This window comes from Kaistella sp. (assembly GCF_041824135.1).
Lineage (GTDB): Bacteria > Bacteroidota > Bacteroidia > Flavobacteriales > Weeksellaceae > Kaistella.
Map to the genome: position 1 here is coordinate 47,436 of NZ_JBGZYM010000093.1, position 16,687 is coordinate 64,122.

Annotated in this window: 17 protein-coding genes; 14 read left to right on the forward strand and 3 right to left on the reverse strand. The window is 35.2% G+C overall.

What is annotated here, in order from left to right:
• Positions 1 to 34: 34 nt before the first annotated feature.
• Positions 35 to 1,375, reverse strand: a complete 1,341-nt coding sequence (locus ACEYOS_RS11905) for a dihydroorotase (RefSeq protein ID WP_373708850.1) — start codon at positions 1,373 to 1,375, stop codon at positions 35 to 37.
• Between the two features lie 189 nt (positions 1,376 to 1,564).
• On the opposite strand from ACEYOS_RS11905, the gene ACEYOS_RS11910 reads away from it, so the two are divergent.
• The 9 genes from ACEYOS_RS11910 to ribA all read left to right on the forward strand — a co-directional run bounded on the left by ACEYOS_RS11910 (position 1,565) and on the right by ribA (position 9,033).
• The gene (locus ACEYOS_RS11910) at positions 1,565 to 3,106 is read left to right on the forward strand and encodes a lipopolysaccharide biosynthesis protein (protein ID WP_373739029.1); all 1,542 of its coding nucleotides are present in this window, start codon (positions 1,565 to 1,567) and stop codon (positions 3,104 to 3,106) included.
• Between the two features lie 2 nt (positions 3,107 to 3,108).
• Positions 3,109 to 3,540, forward strand: coding sequence for a dUTP diphosphatase (dut, locus tag ACEYOS_RS11915; RefSeq protein ID WP_373708848.1), 432 nt, complete (start codon positions 3,109 to 3,111; stop codon positions 3,538 to 3,540).
• Positions 3,541 to 3,605: 65 nt separating this feature from the next.
• The gene (locus ACEYOS_RS11920; protein ID WP_373708847.1) at positions 3,606 to 4,634 is read left to right on the forward strand and encodes a sugar phosphate nucleotidyltransferase; all 1,029 of its coding nucleotides are present in this window, start codon (positions 3,606 to 3,608) and stop codon (positions 4,632 to 4,634) included.
• A gap of 96 nt (positions 4,635 to 4,730) precedes the next feature.
• Positions 4,731 to 5,525 (forward strand): DUF4292 domain-containing protein, encoded by a 795-nt coding sequence (locus tag ACEYOS_RS11925; protein WP_373708846.1) that lies wholly within the window; start codon positions 4,731 to 4,733, stop codon positions 5,523 to 5,525.
• On the forward strand, positions 5,522 to 7,105 hold the full coding sequence (locus ACEYOS_RS11930) for a peptidoglycan DD-metalloendopeptidase family protein (RefSeq protein ID WP_373708845.1): 1,584 nt from the start codon (positions 5,522 to 5,524) through the stop codon (positions 7,103 to 7,105). The genes ACEYOS_RS11925 and ACEYOS_RS11930 overlap by 4 nt, the downstream gene beginning before the upstream one ends.
• Before the next feature lie 33 nt (positions 7,106 to 7,138).
• A complete protein-coding gene (locus ACEYOS_RS11935; protein ID WP_373708844.1) occupies positions 7,139 to 7,345 on the forward strand; it encodes a twin-arginine translocase TatA/TatE family subunit in 207 nt (68 codons plus the stop codon).
• Positions 7,346 to 7,356: 11 nt separating this feature from the next.
• On the forward strand, positions 7,357 to 7,971 hold the full coding sequence (locus ACEYOS_RS11940; protein ID WP_373708843.1) for a DUF4254 domain-containing protein: 615 nt from the start codon (positions 7,357 to 7,359) through the stop codon (positions 7,969 to 7,971).
• Positions 7,964 to 8,419: a hypothetical protein gene (locus ACEYOS_RS11945; protein ID WP_373708842.1), complete on the forward strand. Its 456-nt coding sequence runs from the start codon at positions 7,964 to 7,966 to the stop codon at positions 8,417 to 8,419. Before ACEYOS_RS11940 ends, ACEYOS_RS11945 begins: the two co-directional genes overlap by 8 nt.
• Before the next feature lie 11 nt (positions 8,420 to 8,430).
• Positions 8,431 to 9,033, forward strand: coding sequence for a GTP cyclohydrolase II (ribA, locus tag ACEYOS_RS11950; RefSeq protein WP_373708841.1), 603 nt, complete (start codon positions 8,431 to 8,433; stop codon positions 9,031 to 9,033).
• A gap of 4 nt (positions 9,034 to 9,037) precedes the next feature.
• On the opposite strand, the gene deoD is transcribed toward ribA, so the two are convergent.
• The gene (deoD, locus tag ACEYOS_RS11955; protein WP_373708840.1) at positions 9,038 to 9,745 is read right to left on the reverse strand and encodes a purine-nucleoside phosphorylase; all 708 of its coding nucleotides are present in this window, start codon (positions 9,743 to 9,745) and stop codon (positions 9,038 to 9,040) included.
• 148 nt (positions 9,746 to 9,893) lie between these two features.
• Positions 9,894 to 10,412, reverse strand: coding sequence for a hypothetical protein (locus tag ACEYOS_RS11960; RefSeq protein ID WP_373708839.1), 519 nt, complete (start codon positions 10,410 to 10,412; stop codon positions 9,894 to 9,896).
• A gap of 106 nt (positions 10,413 to 10,518) precedes the next feature.
• Here ACEYOS_RS11960 and ACEYOS_RS11965 point away from each other — a divergent pair, with 106 nt between their 5' ends.
• The 5 genes from ACEYOS_RS11965 to ACEYOS_RS11985 all read left to right on the forward strand — a co-directional run.
• The gene (locus tag ACEYOS_RS11965) at positions 10,519 to 12,264 is read left to right on the forward strand and encodes a glycoside hydrolase family 3 protein (RefSeq protein WP_373708838.1); all 1,746 of its coding nucleotides are present in this window, start codon (positions 10,519 to 10,521) and stop codon (positions 12,262 to 12,264) included.
• Between the two features lie 22 nt (positions 12,265 to 12,286).
• Positions 12,287 to 13,420, forward strand: a complete 1,134-nt coding sequence (bshA, locus tag ACEYOS_RS11970) for an N-acetyl-alpha-D-glucosaminyl L-malate synthase BshA (RefSeq protein ID WP_373708837.1) — start codon at positions 12,287 to 12,289, stop codon at positions 13,418 to 13,420.
• Between the two features lie 106 nt (positions 13,421 to 13,526).
• Complete coding sequence (locus ACEYOS_RS11975; protein ID WP_373708836.1) at positions 13,527 to 13,904, forward strand: GxxExxY protein; 378 nt, start codon at positions 13,527 to 13,529, stop codon at positions 13,902 to 13,904.
• A gap of 79 nt (positions 13,905 to 13,983) precedes the next feature.
• Entirely contained in the window at positions 13,984 to 15,246 is a 1,263-nt protein-coding gene (locus ACEYOS_RS11980; protein WP_373708835.1) for a DUF2851 family protein, read from the forward strand.
• Positions 15,247 to 15,340: 94 nt separating this feature from the next.
• Positions 15,341 to 16,687 (forward strand): aspartate:alanine exchanger family transporter (locus ACEYOS_RS11985; protein WP_373797584.1); only part of this gene is annotated, 1,347 nt, incomplete at its 3' end.

A 16,687-nucleotide genomic window follows, 5' to 3' on the forward strand; every position in this document is an offset into this window, starting at 1 on the left:
GTAATTTATAGGAAAATGAAAATATAATTTAAGCTTACGCTAATCGGTCAAAAAGCAATCTTTCACCATGCTTTTCTTCGGAAACTTTTCCACCTGAAAAAGCCAGGAAACCATTAACGAAAGTATGCGTGATTTTAGAATGAAACTCCATTCCTTCCAACGGGCTCCAACCACATTTGTATAAAATATTTTCTTTGGAAACCGTGTAACCATCATTTAAATCAACCAAAACCAAATCTGCTTTAAATCCTTCTTTAATAAATCCACGCTTTTCGATTTCAAAAAGAATGGCCGGATTATGACACATTTTCTGAACGATTTTCTCTAAAGAAATCTTACCATTTTTAAAATTCTCCAACATCACATTTAAAGCATGTTGAACTAAAGGTCCGCCAGAAGGAGCTTTTAAATAGGTTTGAGATTTTTCCTCCAAAGTGTGCGGCGCGTGATCAGTCGCTATAATATCAATTCGATCGTCCAACAAAGCTTCCCACAATCCGTCTTTATCTTTTTGAGTTTTTACGGCAGGATTCCACTTGATGAAATTACCTTTGGTTTCGTAATCTTCATTGGTGAAAGTAAGATGATGCACACAAACTTCAGCCGTTATTTTTTTATCTTTTAACTGAATATCATTTCTAAAAAGCTCAGTTTCTTTTGCGGTGGAAAGATGGAAAATATGTAATCTCGCTCCAGTTTTTTTTGCCAGCTCCACCGCTTTTGAAGAAGAAATATAACACGCTTCTTCGCTTCTAATTAAATGATGTTGGTTTACAGGAATCTCTTCATCGTATTTTTCTTTCGCTAATTCTGTATTTTTTCTGATGGTCGCTTCGTCTTCACAATGAACAGCAATCAGCATTTTTGTGCTGCTGAAAATCTTTTCTAAAGTTTCGGGATTATCAACCAACATATTTCCAGTTGAAGAACCGAGGAACAATTTTATTCCAGCGACATTTCGGGGATTGGTTTTTAAAACCTCTTCCAAATTATCATTGGTTCCACCCATCATAAAAGAGTAGTTGGCAAACGATTTTTCTGCTGCAATTTTATATTTTTCTTCTAATAATTCCTGAGTCACTGCATTCGGAACGGTATTCGGCTGTTCCATAAAACTGGTAATTCCGCCAGCAATTGCAGCTCTTGATTCACTTTCAATATCACCTTTCCAGGTCAAACCCGGTTCTCGAAAATGAACTTGATCATCAATGATTCCTGGCAGAAGATATTTTCCAGTAGCATCAATAATCTGATCAACATTTTCTTCAGCTAAATTCTCTCCGATTTTTGATATTAGATCATTTTCGATAAGAAGATCACTTTCAAAAATTTGATTTTCATTGACAATTTTGGCGTTTTTAATTAGAATTTTCATTGTATAAGAAAGTAGATTTAAAGATTATTGGGGTGAGATTCACTTTGGAAATCAGTTTCCCAAATTTAATATTTAAAAATGGTTTAGAAATGCTTCCCACTTTATTTCAAAAATAAAAAAATTAATACTTTCATTAAAGCCACAATTTAACAAATGTTTCTTCAACAGAATTAAATTCGTGAATTCGTGGTGAAAAAAATAAAGAGTTCAGGTTACGCCAAAATTTTAAATTTTCCCCGCTCGAATCTATTTAATTATATTTGCAGAAATTCAGAAATTTTGTATAAAAAATTATTGGGACAAACTGCGATCTATGGATTAAGCACCGTCGTAATTCGGTTATTTCCATTTATCATCAGTCCGTTTGTTACGAATGCGTTTGGTCCACAATCGCTGGCTCCATTTATCGATTTTTATTCGGTTGCCGGAATCATCATCGTTTTACTTTCTCACGGAATGGAAACTACTTTTTTCCGTTTTGCAGAAAAAGAAGAAGATACCAAGAAATTAATTTCTACTGCGACCATTAGTGTCATTGCTGCGTCTCTGATTTTTATGTTATTCGCTTTTATTTTCCGGCAGAATTTAGCAGTTGCCTTCAAAACGCCTGACCAAATCAATCTTCTCACGATGATGCTTTTTGTTCTCGGTTTGGATGGACTTTCAACTATGCCTTTTGTCATTTTAAGGAAAACTGGACGGCCGAAAAAGTTCGCTTTAATTAAAATTATTAACGGAGTTATCAACTTCCTTTTGGTTCTTTTCTTCATCGTTATTCTGCCTCGATTAGGAGAAAACGGATTTTTGGGAATTCGTTACAATAAAGAATTTGGAATTGGATATGTGTTTGTCGCCAACTTGGTTGCAAGTGCGGTAACATTTATATTACTTGCTCAGGAAATAAAATCAGTACGAATCGCTGCTTTTGATTCAAAACTTTGGAGAAAAATGATGGCGTATTCCTGGCCAATTACCATTGCAGGTTTGGCTGGAGTTATTAATGAAACAATGGATCGCCAGTTCTTAAAATATCTTTTACCCGATGGAATAAACACTGAACAAATGGCGATCTATGGTGCAGTTTGTAAAATCGTAACGTTTCTTACTTTGTTTCGTCAAGCCTATCTTTTGGGAATTGAACCTTTCTTTTTCTCGCATGCAAAGAAAGAAAATTCGGGTCAGGCATATGCCAAATTGATGGATATGTTCGTGATCGTCAACTGCATTATTTTATTAGCATTATGTGCCAATTTGAATTGGCTGGCTGAACTTTATCTTTCAAATCCTGCTTACAACGAAGGAATCCCGATTGTGCCGATTGTTTTAATCGCGGCGGTTTTCTTAGGGATTTATCTGAATATGTCTGTTTGGTATAAACTTTCTGACAAGACTATTTTTGGCGCGTACATCTCCGTTTTAGGTGCAGCAGTTACCATCGCTGTTAATGTTTATTTTATTCCATCTTACGGATATTGGGCTTCTACCTGGGGAACATTTTTAAGTTATTTTTCAATGATGACCGTTTCTTATTTTCTCGGTCAATATTTTTATCCCGTTCCGTATCACATGAAAAAGATCATAGGATACTTGAGTGTAAGCATTCTGTTTTCTTTGGTTTCGTATTATGTTCTTGATGGAAATCTACTCATTGGAAACGCATTATTAATTGTGTTTTTAGCCATCGTTTTGTATTTTGAAAAAGACACTTTAAAAAAATTAAGAAAAGCTTAGATATGAAAATAAAAGTCATCAATAAATCGCAACATCCTTTACCCAAATACCAGACTGCACTTTCTGCCGGAATGGATTTATATGCTAACCTTAAAGAAGCGATTACTTTAAAATCACTGGAAAGAAAATTAATTCCAACCGGATTATTTTTGGAGCTGCCAGAAGGTTTTGAAGCTCAGGTAAGGCCAAGAAGTGGATTAGCCATAAAAAATGGAATCTCTGTTCTCAATGCGCCTGGAACAATCGACGCAGATTACCGCGGAGAAATTGGGGTTATTTTAGTAAATTTGTCGACCGAGGATTTTAGCATCAATAACGGTGACCGAATTGCCCAAATGGTGATCGCAAAATACGAAACTGCAGAATGGCAAGAAGTTGCTGAAATCAATGAAACCGAGCGTGGAGTCGGGGGATTCGGAAGTACTCAATTATAAATAAAAATACATCTCATTATTAAAATTGATTGAGTTCAATAGATGAGTAAAATTAAAAATAAATTATGAAGATAATAGTTCCAATGGCCGGACGTGGCTCCAGATTAAGACCGCATACTTTAACAGTTCCAAAACCTTTAATCCCAATTGCAGGTAAACCGATCGTTCAACGTTTGGTAGAAGACATTACCAAAGTAGCTGGTGAAAAAATCGACGAAATCGCATTTATTATTGGAGATTTCGGAGCTGAAGTTGAAGCCTCTTTAATTCAGATCGCTGAAAGTTTAGGTGCAAAAGGAACCGTTTATACGCAGGACGAACCACTTGGAACAGCACATGCAATTAAATGTGCCGAAAAATCCATGCAGGGAAATGTAGTTGTAGCTTTTGCGGATACCTTATTTAAAGCAGACTTTATTTTAGATAAAAATTCCGATGGTGTAATTTGGGTGAAAAAAGTAGATGATCCTTCTGCCTTTGGAGTTGTAAAATTAGACGATTATGGTTTCATAACCGATTTCGTAGAAAAGCCGAAAGACTTTGTTTCAGATTTAGCCATTATTGGAATCTACTATTTCAATTCTGCTGAAAAACTAATGGAAGAGATCAACTATATCATGGATAATGATATTAAAGAAGGTGGTGAATTTCAATTAACGACCGCCTTAGAAAACCTACGTCAAAAAGGAGCGAAATTCTCTTTAGGTAAAGTAGATGACTGGATGGATTGCGGAAATAAAAATGCAACAGTTGATACGAACGGAAAAGTATTAGAATATGAGAGAGAAAACGTTGCACAATATCCAGCTTCTGCAAAAATTGAAAACTGCTTAATCATTCCACCATGTTTTATTGGCGAAAATGTAGAAATATCAAATTCAAAAATTGGACCTAGAGTTTCGTTAGGAAACAATACCAAGGTGATTAATTCAAATATTGATAATTCATTAATTCAGGAAAACACCACCATTGATCACGGAAATTTAAGCAATTCTATGATCGGTAATTCTGCTGAATATTACGGAGTTGCCAGAGAAATTTCTTTGGGAGACTTTTCTGTTTTGGATTTTCTGTCGAAAGGTGCAAGTCATTAAGCTGAGCTAAAACAAAACCGAGCAAACCACACAAAACAATTTGTGTGGTTTGGCGTTAATATTGTAAACTTTGGTGCAAAGTTTAAATAAAAATAAATGAAAAAATATATCCTCGCAACTGGTTTAATGATATCGTTGATTTCTTGTAAAACAAGAACGGCTGTTGAAAATCCAATCAATACCAATACTCCGATTGCTTCAACCGCAAGCTTCTTTAAGAAAATTAACGAAAAGACCGATTTTCAGCAACTCAAAATCAATTCAAAAATCACAGCAGAAACAGGTAAATTTATTCCACCTTTAGATGCAACAATTTATATTGAGAAAGACAAAAAAGTCTGGATCAATATGATTGCGATTTTCCTGAATGTCGGACGAGGAGTTGCAACTCCCGAGGGAATTAAAGGTTACGAGAAATTGAACAAGACTTACATTGAGTCTGACTTCACCTACTTGAATTCATTGTTAAATGTGAATTTCATTGATTATGGAGCTTTTCAAAATCTGTTGTTAGGAAAAACTTTTATTCCGGTAAACGATAAGGATTTTAAAGTCACTAAAAATGCGCAAGGTTATCTTTTAACTTCGGTGAAAAACTTAAGCTTCAAAACCAATGGAAATGTTTCTGAATATTCTGCTGCATTGAGGTATAATGATCAAATGGAGTTGGAAAATGTCGTATTGAAAAAAATTGATGCGTCAGATGAACTGGAAGTTTCCTACGCTTTATGGGAAAATTTCGAAACTATTCGACTTCCGAAAAATGTTAAAATAATGATAAAAGGGTCAAAAAACAGCCAAATTTTATTAGAAAACACGAGATTTGATAGTTCAAAAATGGAAGTGCCGTATTCCGTTCCCACTAATTATACGAAAACTGAGATCAAATGATTAAAAGACTAAGCTTTTTAATAGGAATTTTTCTGTTCGGCTTTTTTTCTGCGCAGAAGAAGGAACAACTTCAAAAGCAGAATGCGGAACTAAAAAAACAAATTTCGAATATCAATGTCAACTTGGCGAAAACCCAGCAACAATCAAAACTTTCAGTTGCTTATTTAAATGAAGTAGAGAAAAAAATTGGACTTCGGGAAAAAGTTTACACCAATACTCAAAAAGAAAAAAGATTAATTGAGGACGAAATTTATTTACGTCAATTAGAGATTAATCGTCAAAATCGGGAGCTTGCTGTTTTAAGAAAAAATTATGCAGAAGTTCTTGTAAAAGCATATAAAAACAAAGGTTCCCAGAATAAAGTAACTTTTATTTTATCCTCCAAAAATTTAGGTGAAGCACTTAGAAGAATTCAGTATTTAAAAGATTACTCAGATTATCAGGACAAAAAAGCAGCAGAAATTTCAACTGCGGCAAAAGTTCTTCAGGAAAATATTACCTTAAAACAGAAATCTGTTAAGGATAAAGAGATGATCTTGTCAAATCAGCAGAAAGACTTGTTGACCATTGCAGCTGAGAAAAAAACAAAGCAAACCCTTTTAGAAGAATTTAAGAAAAATGAAGTTCAACTTACTTCGGAACTTAAACAAAAACAGGCTGAATCAAAACAGTTAGAAGGTCAGATTCGATCGATCATTGCGGAGGAAATTAGAATCGCTAAAGCAAAAGAAGCCGAAAACAGAAAAATAGAAGCCGAAAAAATTCGTCTTGCAAAAATTGCCGCTGAGAAAGAGAAGGCAAAAATCGAGGCAGAGAACAAAGCCAGAATGGAAGCTTTAGCTTTAGAAAAGAAGAAAGCTGATGATGAAGCGCGAAGATTAAAAGAAATCTCTGAAAGAAAAGCAGCTGAAGAAGTAGAAAGATCGAAAATTGCCGCTGCAGCTGATGCAAAAAAATCAGAAGACACCAAAAAAGCTGCTGATGCAGAAAGAGCAGAAACGCGACGAATTGCAGCAGCAAAAGATGCAGTTGAAGCAGCTGCAAATGCAAAAGCAGCTGCAGACAGAGCAGCTTCTGCCAGAGCAGCAGAAGCCACGATGGCTAAAAAAAACGATGACGAAAAGAAAGCTGCAGAAACAAAAGCAATGACCAACTTCGGCGTTGCGCCGAATCTTGGGAGTAATTTCGCTGCTAATCGCGGAAAAATGGGCATGCCAGTTTACGGTACGATTACCCATCGATTTGGAAGACAACCACATCCTGTTTTCAAGAATATCGTAGAAGAGAATAACGGCGTAAAAATTGCTGTAACCAAAGGCACTGTCGCAAAATGCATCGCTCCGGGGACTGTTTCCCGTGTGATAGCTTCTGGAGACGGTTCAAAAATGGTGATTGTAAAGCATGGTGATTATTTCACCATCTACGCAAATCTTTCAAGCACAATGGTTTCTGCGAATCAGCAAGTTTCAGCTGGAACGTCTATGGGCGTAGTTGGAGCTGATTTCGATGGTAGCTATACCTTGGATTTTCAGATTTGGAATGGCAGCAATCCTGTTGACCCTTTAGGTTGGGTGAATTAAAAAAATAATATAACTTTGTATAAAATATAGAAGATGGATACACTTACAATACTAGCAATTTCTTGGCAACATTTACTGATTGTCGGAATCATTATTTTGGTTTTCTTTGGCGGTCGAAAAATACCTGAAATGATGAGAGGTTTAGGTTCTGGAATTAAGGAATTTAAAGATGCAGTGAAAGAAGATGAAGCAAAAAAACCGGAAGAGCCAACCAGCAATTCTAGTTCTACGACCCCTTAAAAAAGACCTCGATGAATTTTACAGAAACTGCCTGGAAAGTTTTCAACCAATCAATTGATGATTATCATCTTACTGATCATGTAAAAACCCAGGTAAATAATCCTTATTCGAAAGACAGTTTGGAACATCTTTTGTATGCAAAGAACTGGATTGATACCGTTCAATGGCATTTGGAGGACATTATTCGAGATGAAAATATTGATCCAACTGAAGCTTTAAAGTTAAAAAGAACAATAGACTCTTCTAATCAGAAAAGAACTGATTTGGTAGAGTTCATCGACAGTTGGTTCCTACAAAAATATCAAAATATTTCTCCAAATACAGACGCTAAACTTAATTCGGAAACTCCTGCCTGGGCAGTGGACCGTCTTTCGATTTTAGCATTAAAAGTCTATCATATGAAACTTGAAGCTCATCGTGAGTCTGCAAGTGATGAACACAGAAAAAACTGCTCTGCAAAGCTTAACACTTTGTTAGAACAACAAAAAGATCTTTCTGAAGCAATCGATCAATTGCTTTTTGATATAGAGAACGGTAATATTAAGATGAAGGTGTATAAACAGATGAAAATGTACAATGATGAAAGTCTTAATCCGATCCTATATCAAAATGTGAAAAATGCGTAAATCGAACTTTTGCTATATTCTATTACTGCTTTTGGCGGCATCCTGTTCTGCGGAAAAAATAAATCTTTCTCCGATTGGGACGATGAGTAGTTCTAGCGAAATATATTCTTACCGCGAACGGAAAAATCTCATCGTTTATTCTTCAGAAATCAGCAATCTAATAACCTCCTTTCCTAAGTTTAAGAATGATGCTGTTAATGAGGAAGTAGGTAAACTTAAATATTATCTGAAAGATTATATCGGAGCTATGGAAGCTTACAATATGAACGGACTCAATACTTCCCAAAGAAATTTCGAAAAATCATATAAAAAGCTTCAGAAGCTTAGAAAATATTTGAACAAAGATGATGATCAAGTTCTCAACAGATATTTGGTCAGAATTAAAACCAATATGACTTTTCTCGAAAGTAATATTTCCAAAGACTCCACCGCGATCTCTCCAAAATAGCAAAATAATCCATGTTAAAAATTCAAGCTGAATCAAACGTTCCTACAGAATATGGGGAATTTCGTATGATTGCATTTTCGGAATCAGAGAGCGACTGGATGCCTCATCTTGCCGTTGTTGCTAAAAACACTGATTTTACAAAACCGGTTAATGTTCGCTTTCATTCAGAATGTATTACTGGAGAAGTTTTTCACTCTAAAAAATGTGAGTGCGGTCAACAGCTTGATGCAGCCATGAATTTCATCTACAAAAATGGTGGAATCATTGTATATCTCAGACAGGAAGGTAGAAATATTGGAATCATAAATAAATTAAAAGCTTATGCTTTGCAGGAAAAAGGTTTTGACACCGTTGAAGCTAACTTAGAATTAGGACTACCTGCTGATGATAGGAACTTCGATGTTGCGATTGAAATACTTAACATTCTGAACGTAAAAGAAGTCAATCTCTTAACTAACAATCCGCAAAAACTTAAATTCGTTACCGACAGCAACATCCGGTTAAACAAAAGAATTCCTTTGCAGATGGACTCTACAAAGGAAAGTGAAGCTTATTTAAAAACTAAAAAAGACTATTTTGGTCATCTTCTTGAAGACGATCAACCCAGTCTTTAATTCTTTACATTATAATCGCTGTTTCTAAAGCCAACTCAATCATTGGTGTTAGCGCTGTTTCTCTTTGATCAGCAGAAATTTGATCACCGGTTGGAATCACATCTGAGACCGTCAGAATAGTGGCTGCATTTTTACCTAAATACTGAGCATTCGCAAAAAGAGCAAATGCTTCCATTTCTACAGCTGAACAATTGTATTTCGAAGCAATGGTAGGAAGAGCAAGATTTTTTCTATAGAAAATATCACTGGTATGAATATTCGTTGATTTTAAATTTAATGATAAATCTTTCGCCGACTCATTGATCAATCCAAAAGCTGTTCCTTGATGGGATAATAAATCCTCTTCAATTTCCCAGGCAAATTTTGCATAAGTAGATTCGCTGGCTGCATGTTCTACGTTCAGTAGGTCATATACTTTTAACTCGTCGGTATAAGCGCCGCAAGTTCCAATTCGGATAATCGTATCAACATCGAATTCCGTAAATAATTCATAAGAATAAATTCCGATACTTGGGATTCCCATACCACTCGCGCCTACGGAAACTTCTTTCCCTTTGTAAAGACCCGTAAAGTAAAAAATATTTCGTGTTTTGCTGACCAATTTTACGTCTGTTAAAAAATGATCTGCAATGTATTTTGCTCTTAAAGGATCTCCTGGTTGTAACACCGTTTTAGCAATTTCTCCTTTTTTAGCTGCAATATGAACGCTCATTATTAAAAATTTAAGTTAGTAATTCAATTGATAAAGCTACTGAATTATCATCAATTATGAAATTAAAACCGATGCTTTAAACCTGATTTCAAACAGAAAAACCACCGCAATTGCGATGGTTTAATATTTTATAAAGATGGTTTACAATTTAGAAACCTTTTACTTTAGAATCGTCAATTTTAAAATATTTGACAACACTTTCATAATCAGAGTAATCTACATTTGCATTTTTACCACCTGTAGAAGCAGGTACTAAAACTACTCGAAACGTTTGACCATTTAAATATTGAGGAGTCGTCGAAATATCATAATTTCCGTTTGCGTAAATCATAATATCATTTCTGCTAAAATCGAAATCGTAATCTAATTCATTTCCAGCATCTAAATAAAGCGTTCTTGGAATTGACTGCCAAACAGCGGAACCATCCGAAGCAGAACCTGCTTTTCTATAAATTAACACCACATCAGTGCTAACTAAAGGAGTCGTAAATGATCTGCTGATAAAATAGCCATTTGTAGCATCATTAGAAAAATTCACATTATTAATATCAAGCACAACTGGATAAGTATCATTGTCTTGAACAATCACATCATCATTTCTGGTATCACAACTAACTGCAGCAAAACTGAATATTGCCATCAGCAGTAAGGTAAAATATTTTTTCATTTTTAAAACTTTAAAGGATTAGTAGTTTTTGATAGTCAATTTGTATGCCATTAGAAACACCATTTAAAAATTAAAAATTGTATTTTTGTTTACCATATTTTAAAAAATGAAAAACATTAAGATAAAAGTATCTTTTTCTATTATAGTCCTATTTTGCTTTTCCCTTATTACAAAGGCTCAATATCAACCCAAGAATATTTCTCCAGCAGAAATTGAAAAGGCAAATCAATGGGTTTCCAAAACTTACAACGCTCTTTCTCAAGATGAAAAATTAGGACAGCTTTTTATCGTAGCCTTATACACCAATAAAGATGAAGCTCATATTAACACCGTAAGAAATATGGTAGTTAATGAAAAAATCGGCGGATTAATATTGATGCAGGACGATGCTGCAAAAGAAATTAATTTAGTCAATGAATTTCAGAAAAAATCAAAAATTCCTTTAATGATTGGAATGGATGCTGAATGGGGACTGTTTCAAAGAATTGCGGCTGCACACAAGTTTCCCTGGGCGATGACTTTAGGAGCAATTCAGGACAAAAGTTTGATTTCGGAAATGTCCGCTAAGATTGCTGAAGATGCGGAAAGAATGGGAATTAACTGGGATTTCGCGCCTGTTGTTGATGTGAATACGAATCCTAATAATCCGATTATTGGTAATAGAAGTTTCGGTTCAGAAGTTCCGAATGTTATCAGCTCTGCTCTGGCTTATTCTAATGGTTTACAAGACAATAATATTTTAGCGGCAATCAAGCATTTCCCGGGACACGGCGATACCGACCAGGATTCGCACCTCGACCTTCCTGTTATTTCTCATTCTTTAAAAAGATTAAATGAAATAGAAATCGCACCTTTCAAAGCATTGATGGATAAAGGAATCGGTGGCGTTATGGTTGCGCATTTATATGTGCCAGCCCTAGAAAAAACGAAAGGTATTCCAGCGTCAATTTCTAAAAATATTATTACTGGAATTTTAAAGGACCAATTAGGATACAAAGGTTTAATCATTACTGACGCGCTCAATATGGGTGCAGTTGCCAATAAATTTAAGGCGGGCGAATTAGATGCAATGGCTTTCTCAGCTGGAAATGATATTATGCTCTTTTCTCAAGATGTCTCCACAGGAAAAAAGCTCATTCAGCAAGCCATCGACAAAGGTGAAATATCTCAAAATAGAGTTGAGGAAAGTGTGAAGAAGATTCTTTTAACCAAATATTATTTAGGTTTAAACCAATATGAACCTAGAAATCCACAAAACATTAATGAAGATTTAAACAACGCTTCTCACTCCGCGATTGTTCAGAAAATGTATTCCAACGCCTTGACTTTAATTAAGGATGAAAAAAAAATGCTTCCGTTAAACTGTAAGGAAACTTACTATTATGTTCCCGTAGAAGAAGCGCCTTATCAAACATTTATAGATCAGTTAAATTTGAATTCGACCATTATTCTAAAAAAAGCTTCTGAAATCTCTTCAATTCCGGCAAATTCTAAAGTGATCGTTGGTTTTCATAAAGATAATTCTACCGCTTATAAATCTTATAAAATCTCTACCGAGAGTAAAAAAATCCTGGCAGATTTAGCTAAAAATCAAAATGTAATATTAAACGTTTTTGGATCTGCTTACGCTTTAAGAGATGTTGATATTTCTAAAATTTCTACCGTTTTAGTTTCGTACGAGAACAACGATGACTCGATGATCGCAACAGCAAAAGCATTTGGTGGACAAACTAAAATTTGGGGAAAACTTCCGGTTTTAGTGAATGACCATTTAAAAGCAGGAATGGGTTTAGAACTTAACCCTTCTTCCAGAATAGACCTTCCAACAAAAATAAAAACAGTAATTGAGTAATTTCAATTTAAAAACAAATCACATGAAAATCGGAATTCTCTGTTATCCCACTTATGGTGGAAGTGGCATCGTTGCTACAGAACTTGGTATGGCACTCGCTGACAAAGGCTATGAAGTTCATTTTATAAGTTCAGCGCTACCTGCAAGATTAGACATTACCAATCCCAATATTTTTTTCCATAAAGTAAATGTTCAGACGTATCCACTTTTTCAATATCAGCCGTATGATATCGCACTTTCGTCGATGATATATCGCGTGGTGAATTTGTACAAACTGGATCTACTTCATGCACATTACGCGATTCCGTATGCTTATGCTGCATTTACAGCAAAACAAATGCTAAAGGAAGAAGGCAAAGATATTCCTTTGGTCACGACGCTACACGGAACGGATATCACTTTGGTAGGACAACACCCAAGTTACAAACATGCGGTAGAATTCTCTATCAATCAATCAGATACCATCACTTCAGTTTCGGAAAGTCTAAAAAAAGACACTTTACAGTTGTTTAAAATCACCAAAGAAATAAAAGTAATTACGAACTTTATTGATAATGATGAATTCAAAATCAATACAGATTGCCAACGACGACAGTTCGCCACGGACGACGAAAAAATTCTGATTCATGTTTCCAATCTTCGTCCTGTAAAAAGAGTTGAAGACGTTTTGCAGATTTTTAAAAATGTGAATACACGCGTAAAATCGATGCTCATCATTATTGGCGAAGGTCCTGATATGGAAGTTATCAACCAGTTTTTAGAAGAACATCCAGATCTTATCGGGAAAGTTCGTTTGCTCGGGAAAGTAAATGATTTGTACCGAATTCTACAATTATCAGATGTATTCTTGCTTCCATCGGAACAGGAAAGTTTTGGTTTGGCAGCATTGGAAGCAATGGCGGCAGAAACGCCGGTAATCAGTTCTAACGCCGGTGGAATTCCAGAAGTAAATATTCAGGGTGAGACCGGTTTTCTTGCAGAAATTGGGAATATCGAAGCCATGAGCAATTACACCATTAAACTTTTGAGCGACGAGAATTTATTGACGCAGATGAAGAAAAACGCTAAAGACCAAGCTTTAAGATTTGATCTCAAAAACATTTTGCCACTTTACGAAAAAATGTATGACGATACATTAAGTAACTTCAAAAAATAGTCTTTTCACTCTTTCCCATTTAGAATTTGGTTTGTTACTTTGTAATATTATTTCGCGCAAAGTCGCAATGACTTTACGCAATGTTACTAATATTTTTTTCAATATTATGACAGAAAATGAAATTGCATATCAAATTGTGGGTGCGAGTTTAGACTTACATCGTGAGGTTGGTCCAGGACTACTTGAAAGCGCATATGAATCAGCACTTTTATACGAACTGCGGGAAAGAGGTTTATCTGTGAAGCAACAGTGCGCAATGCCATTTCATTATAAGAACATAATGATGGAGGTTGGATACAAAATAGATTTATTGGTTCAGGATAAAGTGATTATCGAATTGAAAAGTGTCGAAAAACTTCATCCTGTACATTATGCACAAACTCTCACGTATCTAAAGCTTTCTAATTTAAAATTAGCGCTATTAATAAATTTTAATGAAAAATTTATTAAAGATGGTATTCACAGAATTGTAAATAATTTATAAGTTTTATTATAAAGCTAAAAGGCATCATCTCCAAACCTACTATCATGGCGTAATACATTGCGTCATGGCGTGAAATCTAATGAACGAAAAGTTACTTCAATATCTCTGGAATTTCAAAATTTTTAAAAGCTTTGATTTCAAAGATGTGGATGGAAATGACCTCGAGATATTAGATTTCGGAAGATGGAATTTCGATTCAGGACCGGATTTTCTTTTCGGTAAAATAAAAACCAACGGTTTAGTTATTGCCGGAAATATAGAGCTTCATGTTAAGTCTTCCGACTGGATTTTTCATAAACATTCAGGCAATCCAGAATTTGAAAACATTATCGCTCACATAGTTTTTGTTCATGATATTGAACTGGAGGAATTTACAAATAAGAACATTCCGACTTTAGAACTGAAAAATTATATCGACGAAAATCTTCTTTCTAAATATGAATCTTTACTTCAAGAGACCCAATTTATTCCTTGTGAAAAAATTTTTAATCCAAACGATCTGCCTTTTAATTTCCATGAAGAAAATCTGCTAAAAAAGCTAGATGAAAAATCCATCGAAATTGAAGATTCTCTAAAGCTTTATCAAAATAATTACGAAGCGATATTATTTCAGCAACTGGCGTATGCATTTGGTTTAAAAGTAAATGCACTCCTTTTCAAACAACTCGCCGAAAGCATTGATTATACTATTTTCAACAAGATCAGGCAGAACCAAACGCAACTCGAAGCACTATTATTCGGAATATGCAACTGGCTGGAAAAACCCACTGATGAAGAAACTAAAATTTGGAAAAGAGAGTTTGAATTCTTAAAAGTAAAATATCAACTTCCTGAATTCTATATTCATCCGAAATTTTCAAAATTAAGACCGCCTAATTTCCCTACCATTCGGCTTTCTCAACTGGCTTCATTGTATCATCAAAACCAGAATCTGTTTTCGAAATTAATCAATGCAAAAAATATTAACGACATCAATCAGATTTTTTCTACCGTAAAAGCCAGCGAATATTGGGATAACCGTTTCAATTTTGGTAAAATCTCAACGGTCCAAGGGGAGAAGACTTTAACCAAGGAATTCGTAGAATTAGTTCTAATCAACGCGGTTTTACCTTTAAAATATACCTACCATAAAAATACGGACGAAAATATTCCAGATGAAATCCTGACCCTGTATCAAAATATCTCACCTGAGAAAAACACGATTATCGACCAATGGAAATCTTTAAAAGTGAAACCTAAAAATGCACTCGAAACACAGTCATTGCTTTTTCATTACCGCAATTTCTGTCAGAAAAAAGAGTGTCTCCGCTGCAGTATCGGAATTCGAATGATCAACAGTTAGAAATGCAGGATTCAAAGGTGACACATTTCATTTGATACTATTCTGTATTGGAGTTTATTAACCTTAATTTTGCAGAGAAATAAAAATAGAGAAGATGTTTGATTGGTTAAAATTACTTTTATTGCCGGGCGAAGTTCCAACGGTAACGCAATCTATTGTTGCAATTATGCTCGCTATCGGTACCGGTGTTTTTTTTGGCAGATTAAAAATGGGGAAAATCACTTTCGGCGTTTCTGCCGTGATGTTTACCGGATTAATTTTAGGCCATTTTGGATATCGAATTCAACCTGGGATTTTAGATTTTATCCGTGACTTTGGTTTGATCCTTTTCGTTTACGGAATTGGTTTGCAAGTCGGACCGTCTTTTTTCTCTTCCTTTAAAAATGAAGGTTTAAAATTTAATATACTGGCCGTTTCCACGGTTCTTTTAGGTGGAATTATTACAGTCATACTATTTTATTTCACTGGTCTTAAGATCGAAGATTTAGTAGGGATCATGAGTGGTTCGGTAACGAATACACCTGGTTTAGGAGCAGCTAAAAATACAATAGAAGAAATAACCAATTCATTTCCTGACAAAAAGTTTGGCGATCCCACAATCGGTTATGCCATCACTTACCCTTTGGGAGTTTTCGGGATTATTGCAACTATCATTGTTTCAAAGTTGCTACTTAAAATCGATCCTGATGAAGAAATGAAAAAATTCCGGAAGTCAAAAATCAACCGCGAATTACCCTTGGTTCATAAGAAAATTCGGGTTACTAATCCTGATTATTTTGGAAAGACCTTACATCAAACTATAAAAGATTTCGGACGGGAAATTGTTATCTCACGCTTGAAACATAGTGGAAGCGTGGCGGTGAAATCTCCAACAATGGATATTCAGCTGCAGGATCGGGATGTTCTCATGTTGGTCGGTTTAGAAAAAGACTTGGATGATTTTACCGCAACAGTTGGTCGTCCATCCACGGATCTTTTTATTGAGTCTGATAAACAAATAAGTAAAAAGAACATTTACGTCACCAATTCTAAAGTGATCCATAAAAAACTTTCAGAATTAGATTTATACAATACATTTGATCTAAAGGTTACCCGTGTTTTCCGGGCCGGACGAGAAATTTTACCAAGACCTTCACTTGAACTATTTTACGGCGATAAATTACGGGTGATCGGTTCTGAAGAAGCGATTGAAACGGTGGAGAAGATCATCGGAAATTCTGAAAAGAAGTTGTTAGAACCCGATTTCCTATCGCTATTCGGAGGTTTGTTATTAGGAGTTATTTTAGGTTCCATTCCGATAGTAATTCCAAGTTTGCCGGTACCGATTAAATTAGGATTCGCAGCAGGACCGCTGATTGTAGCGCTTTTAATATCCCGTTATGGTGGGATTTCATTCATCCATTCTTACATCAACACAGGCGCGACTTATTTCATGAAAGAT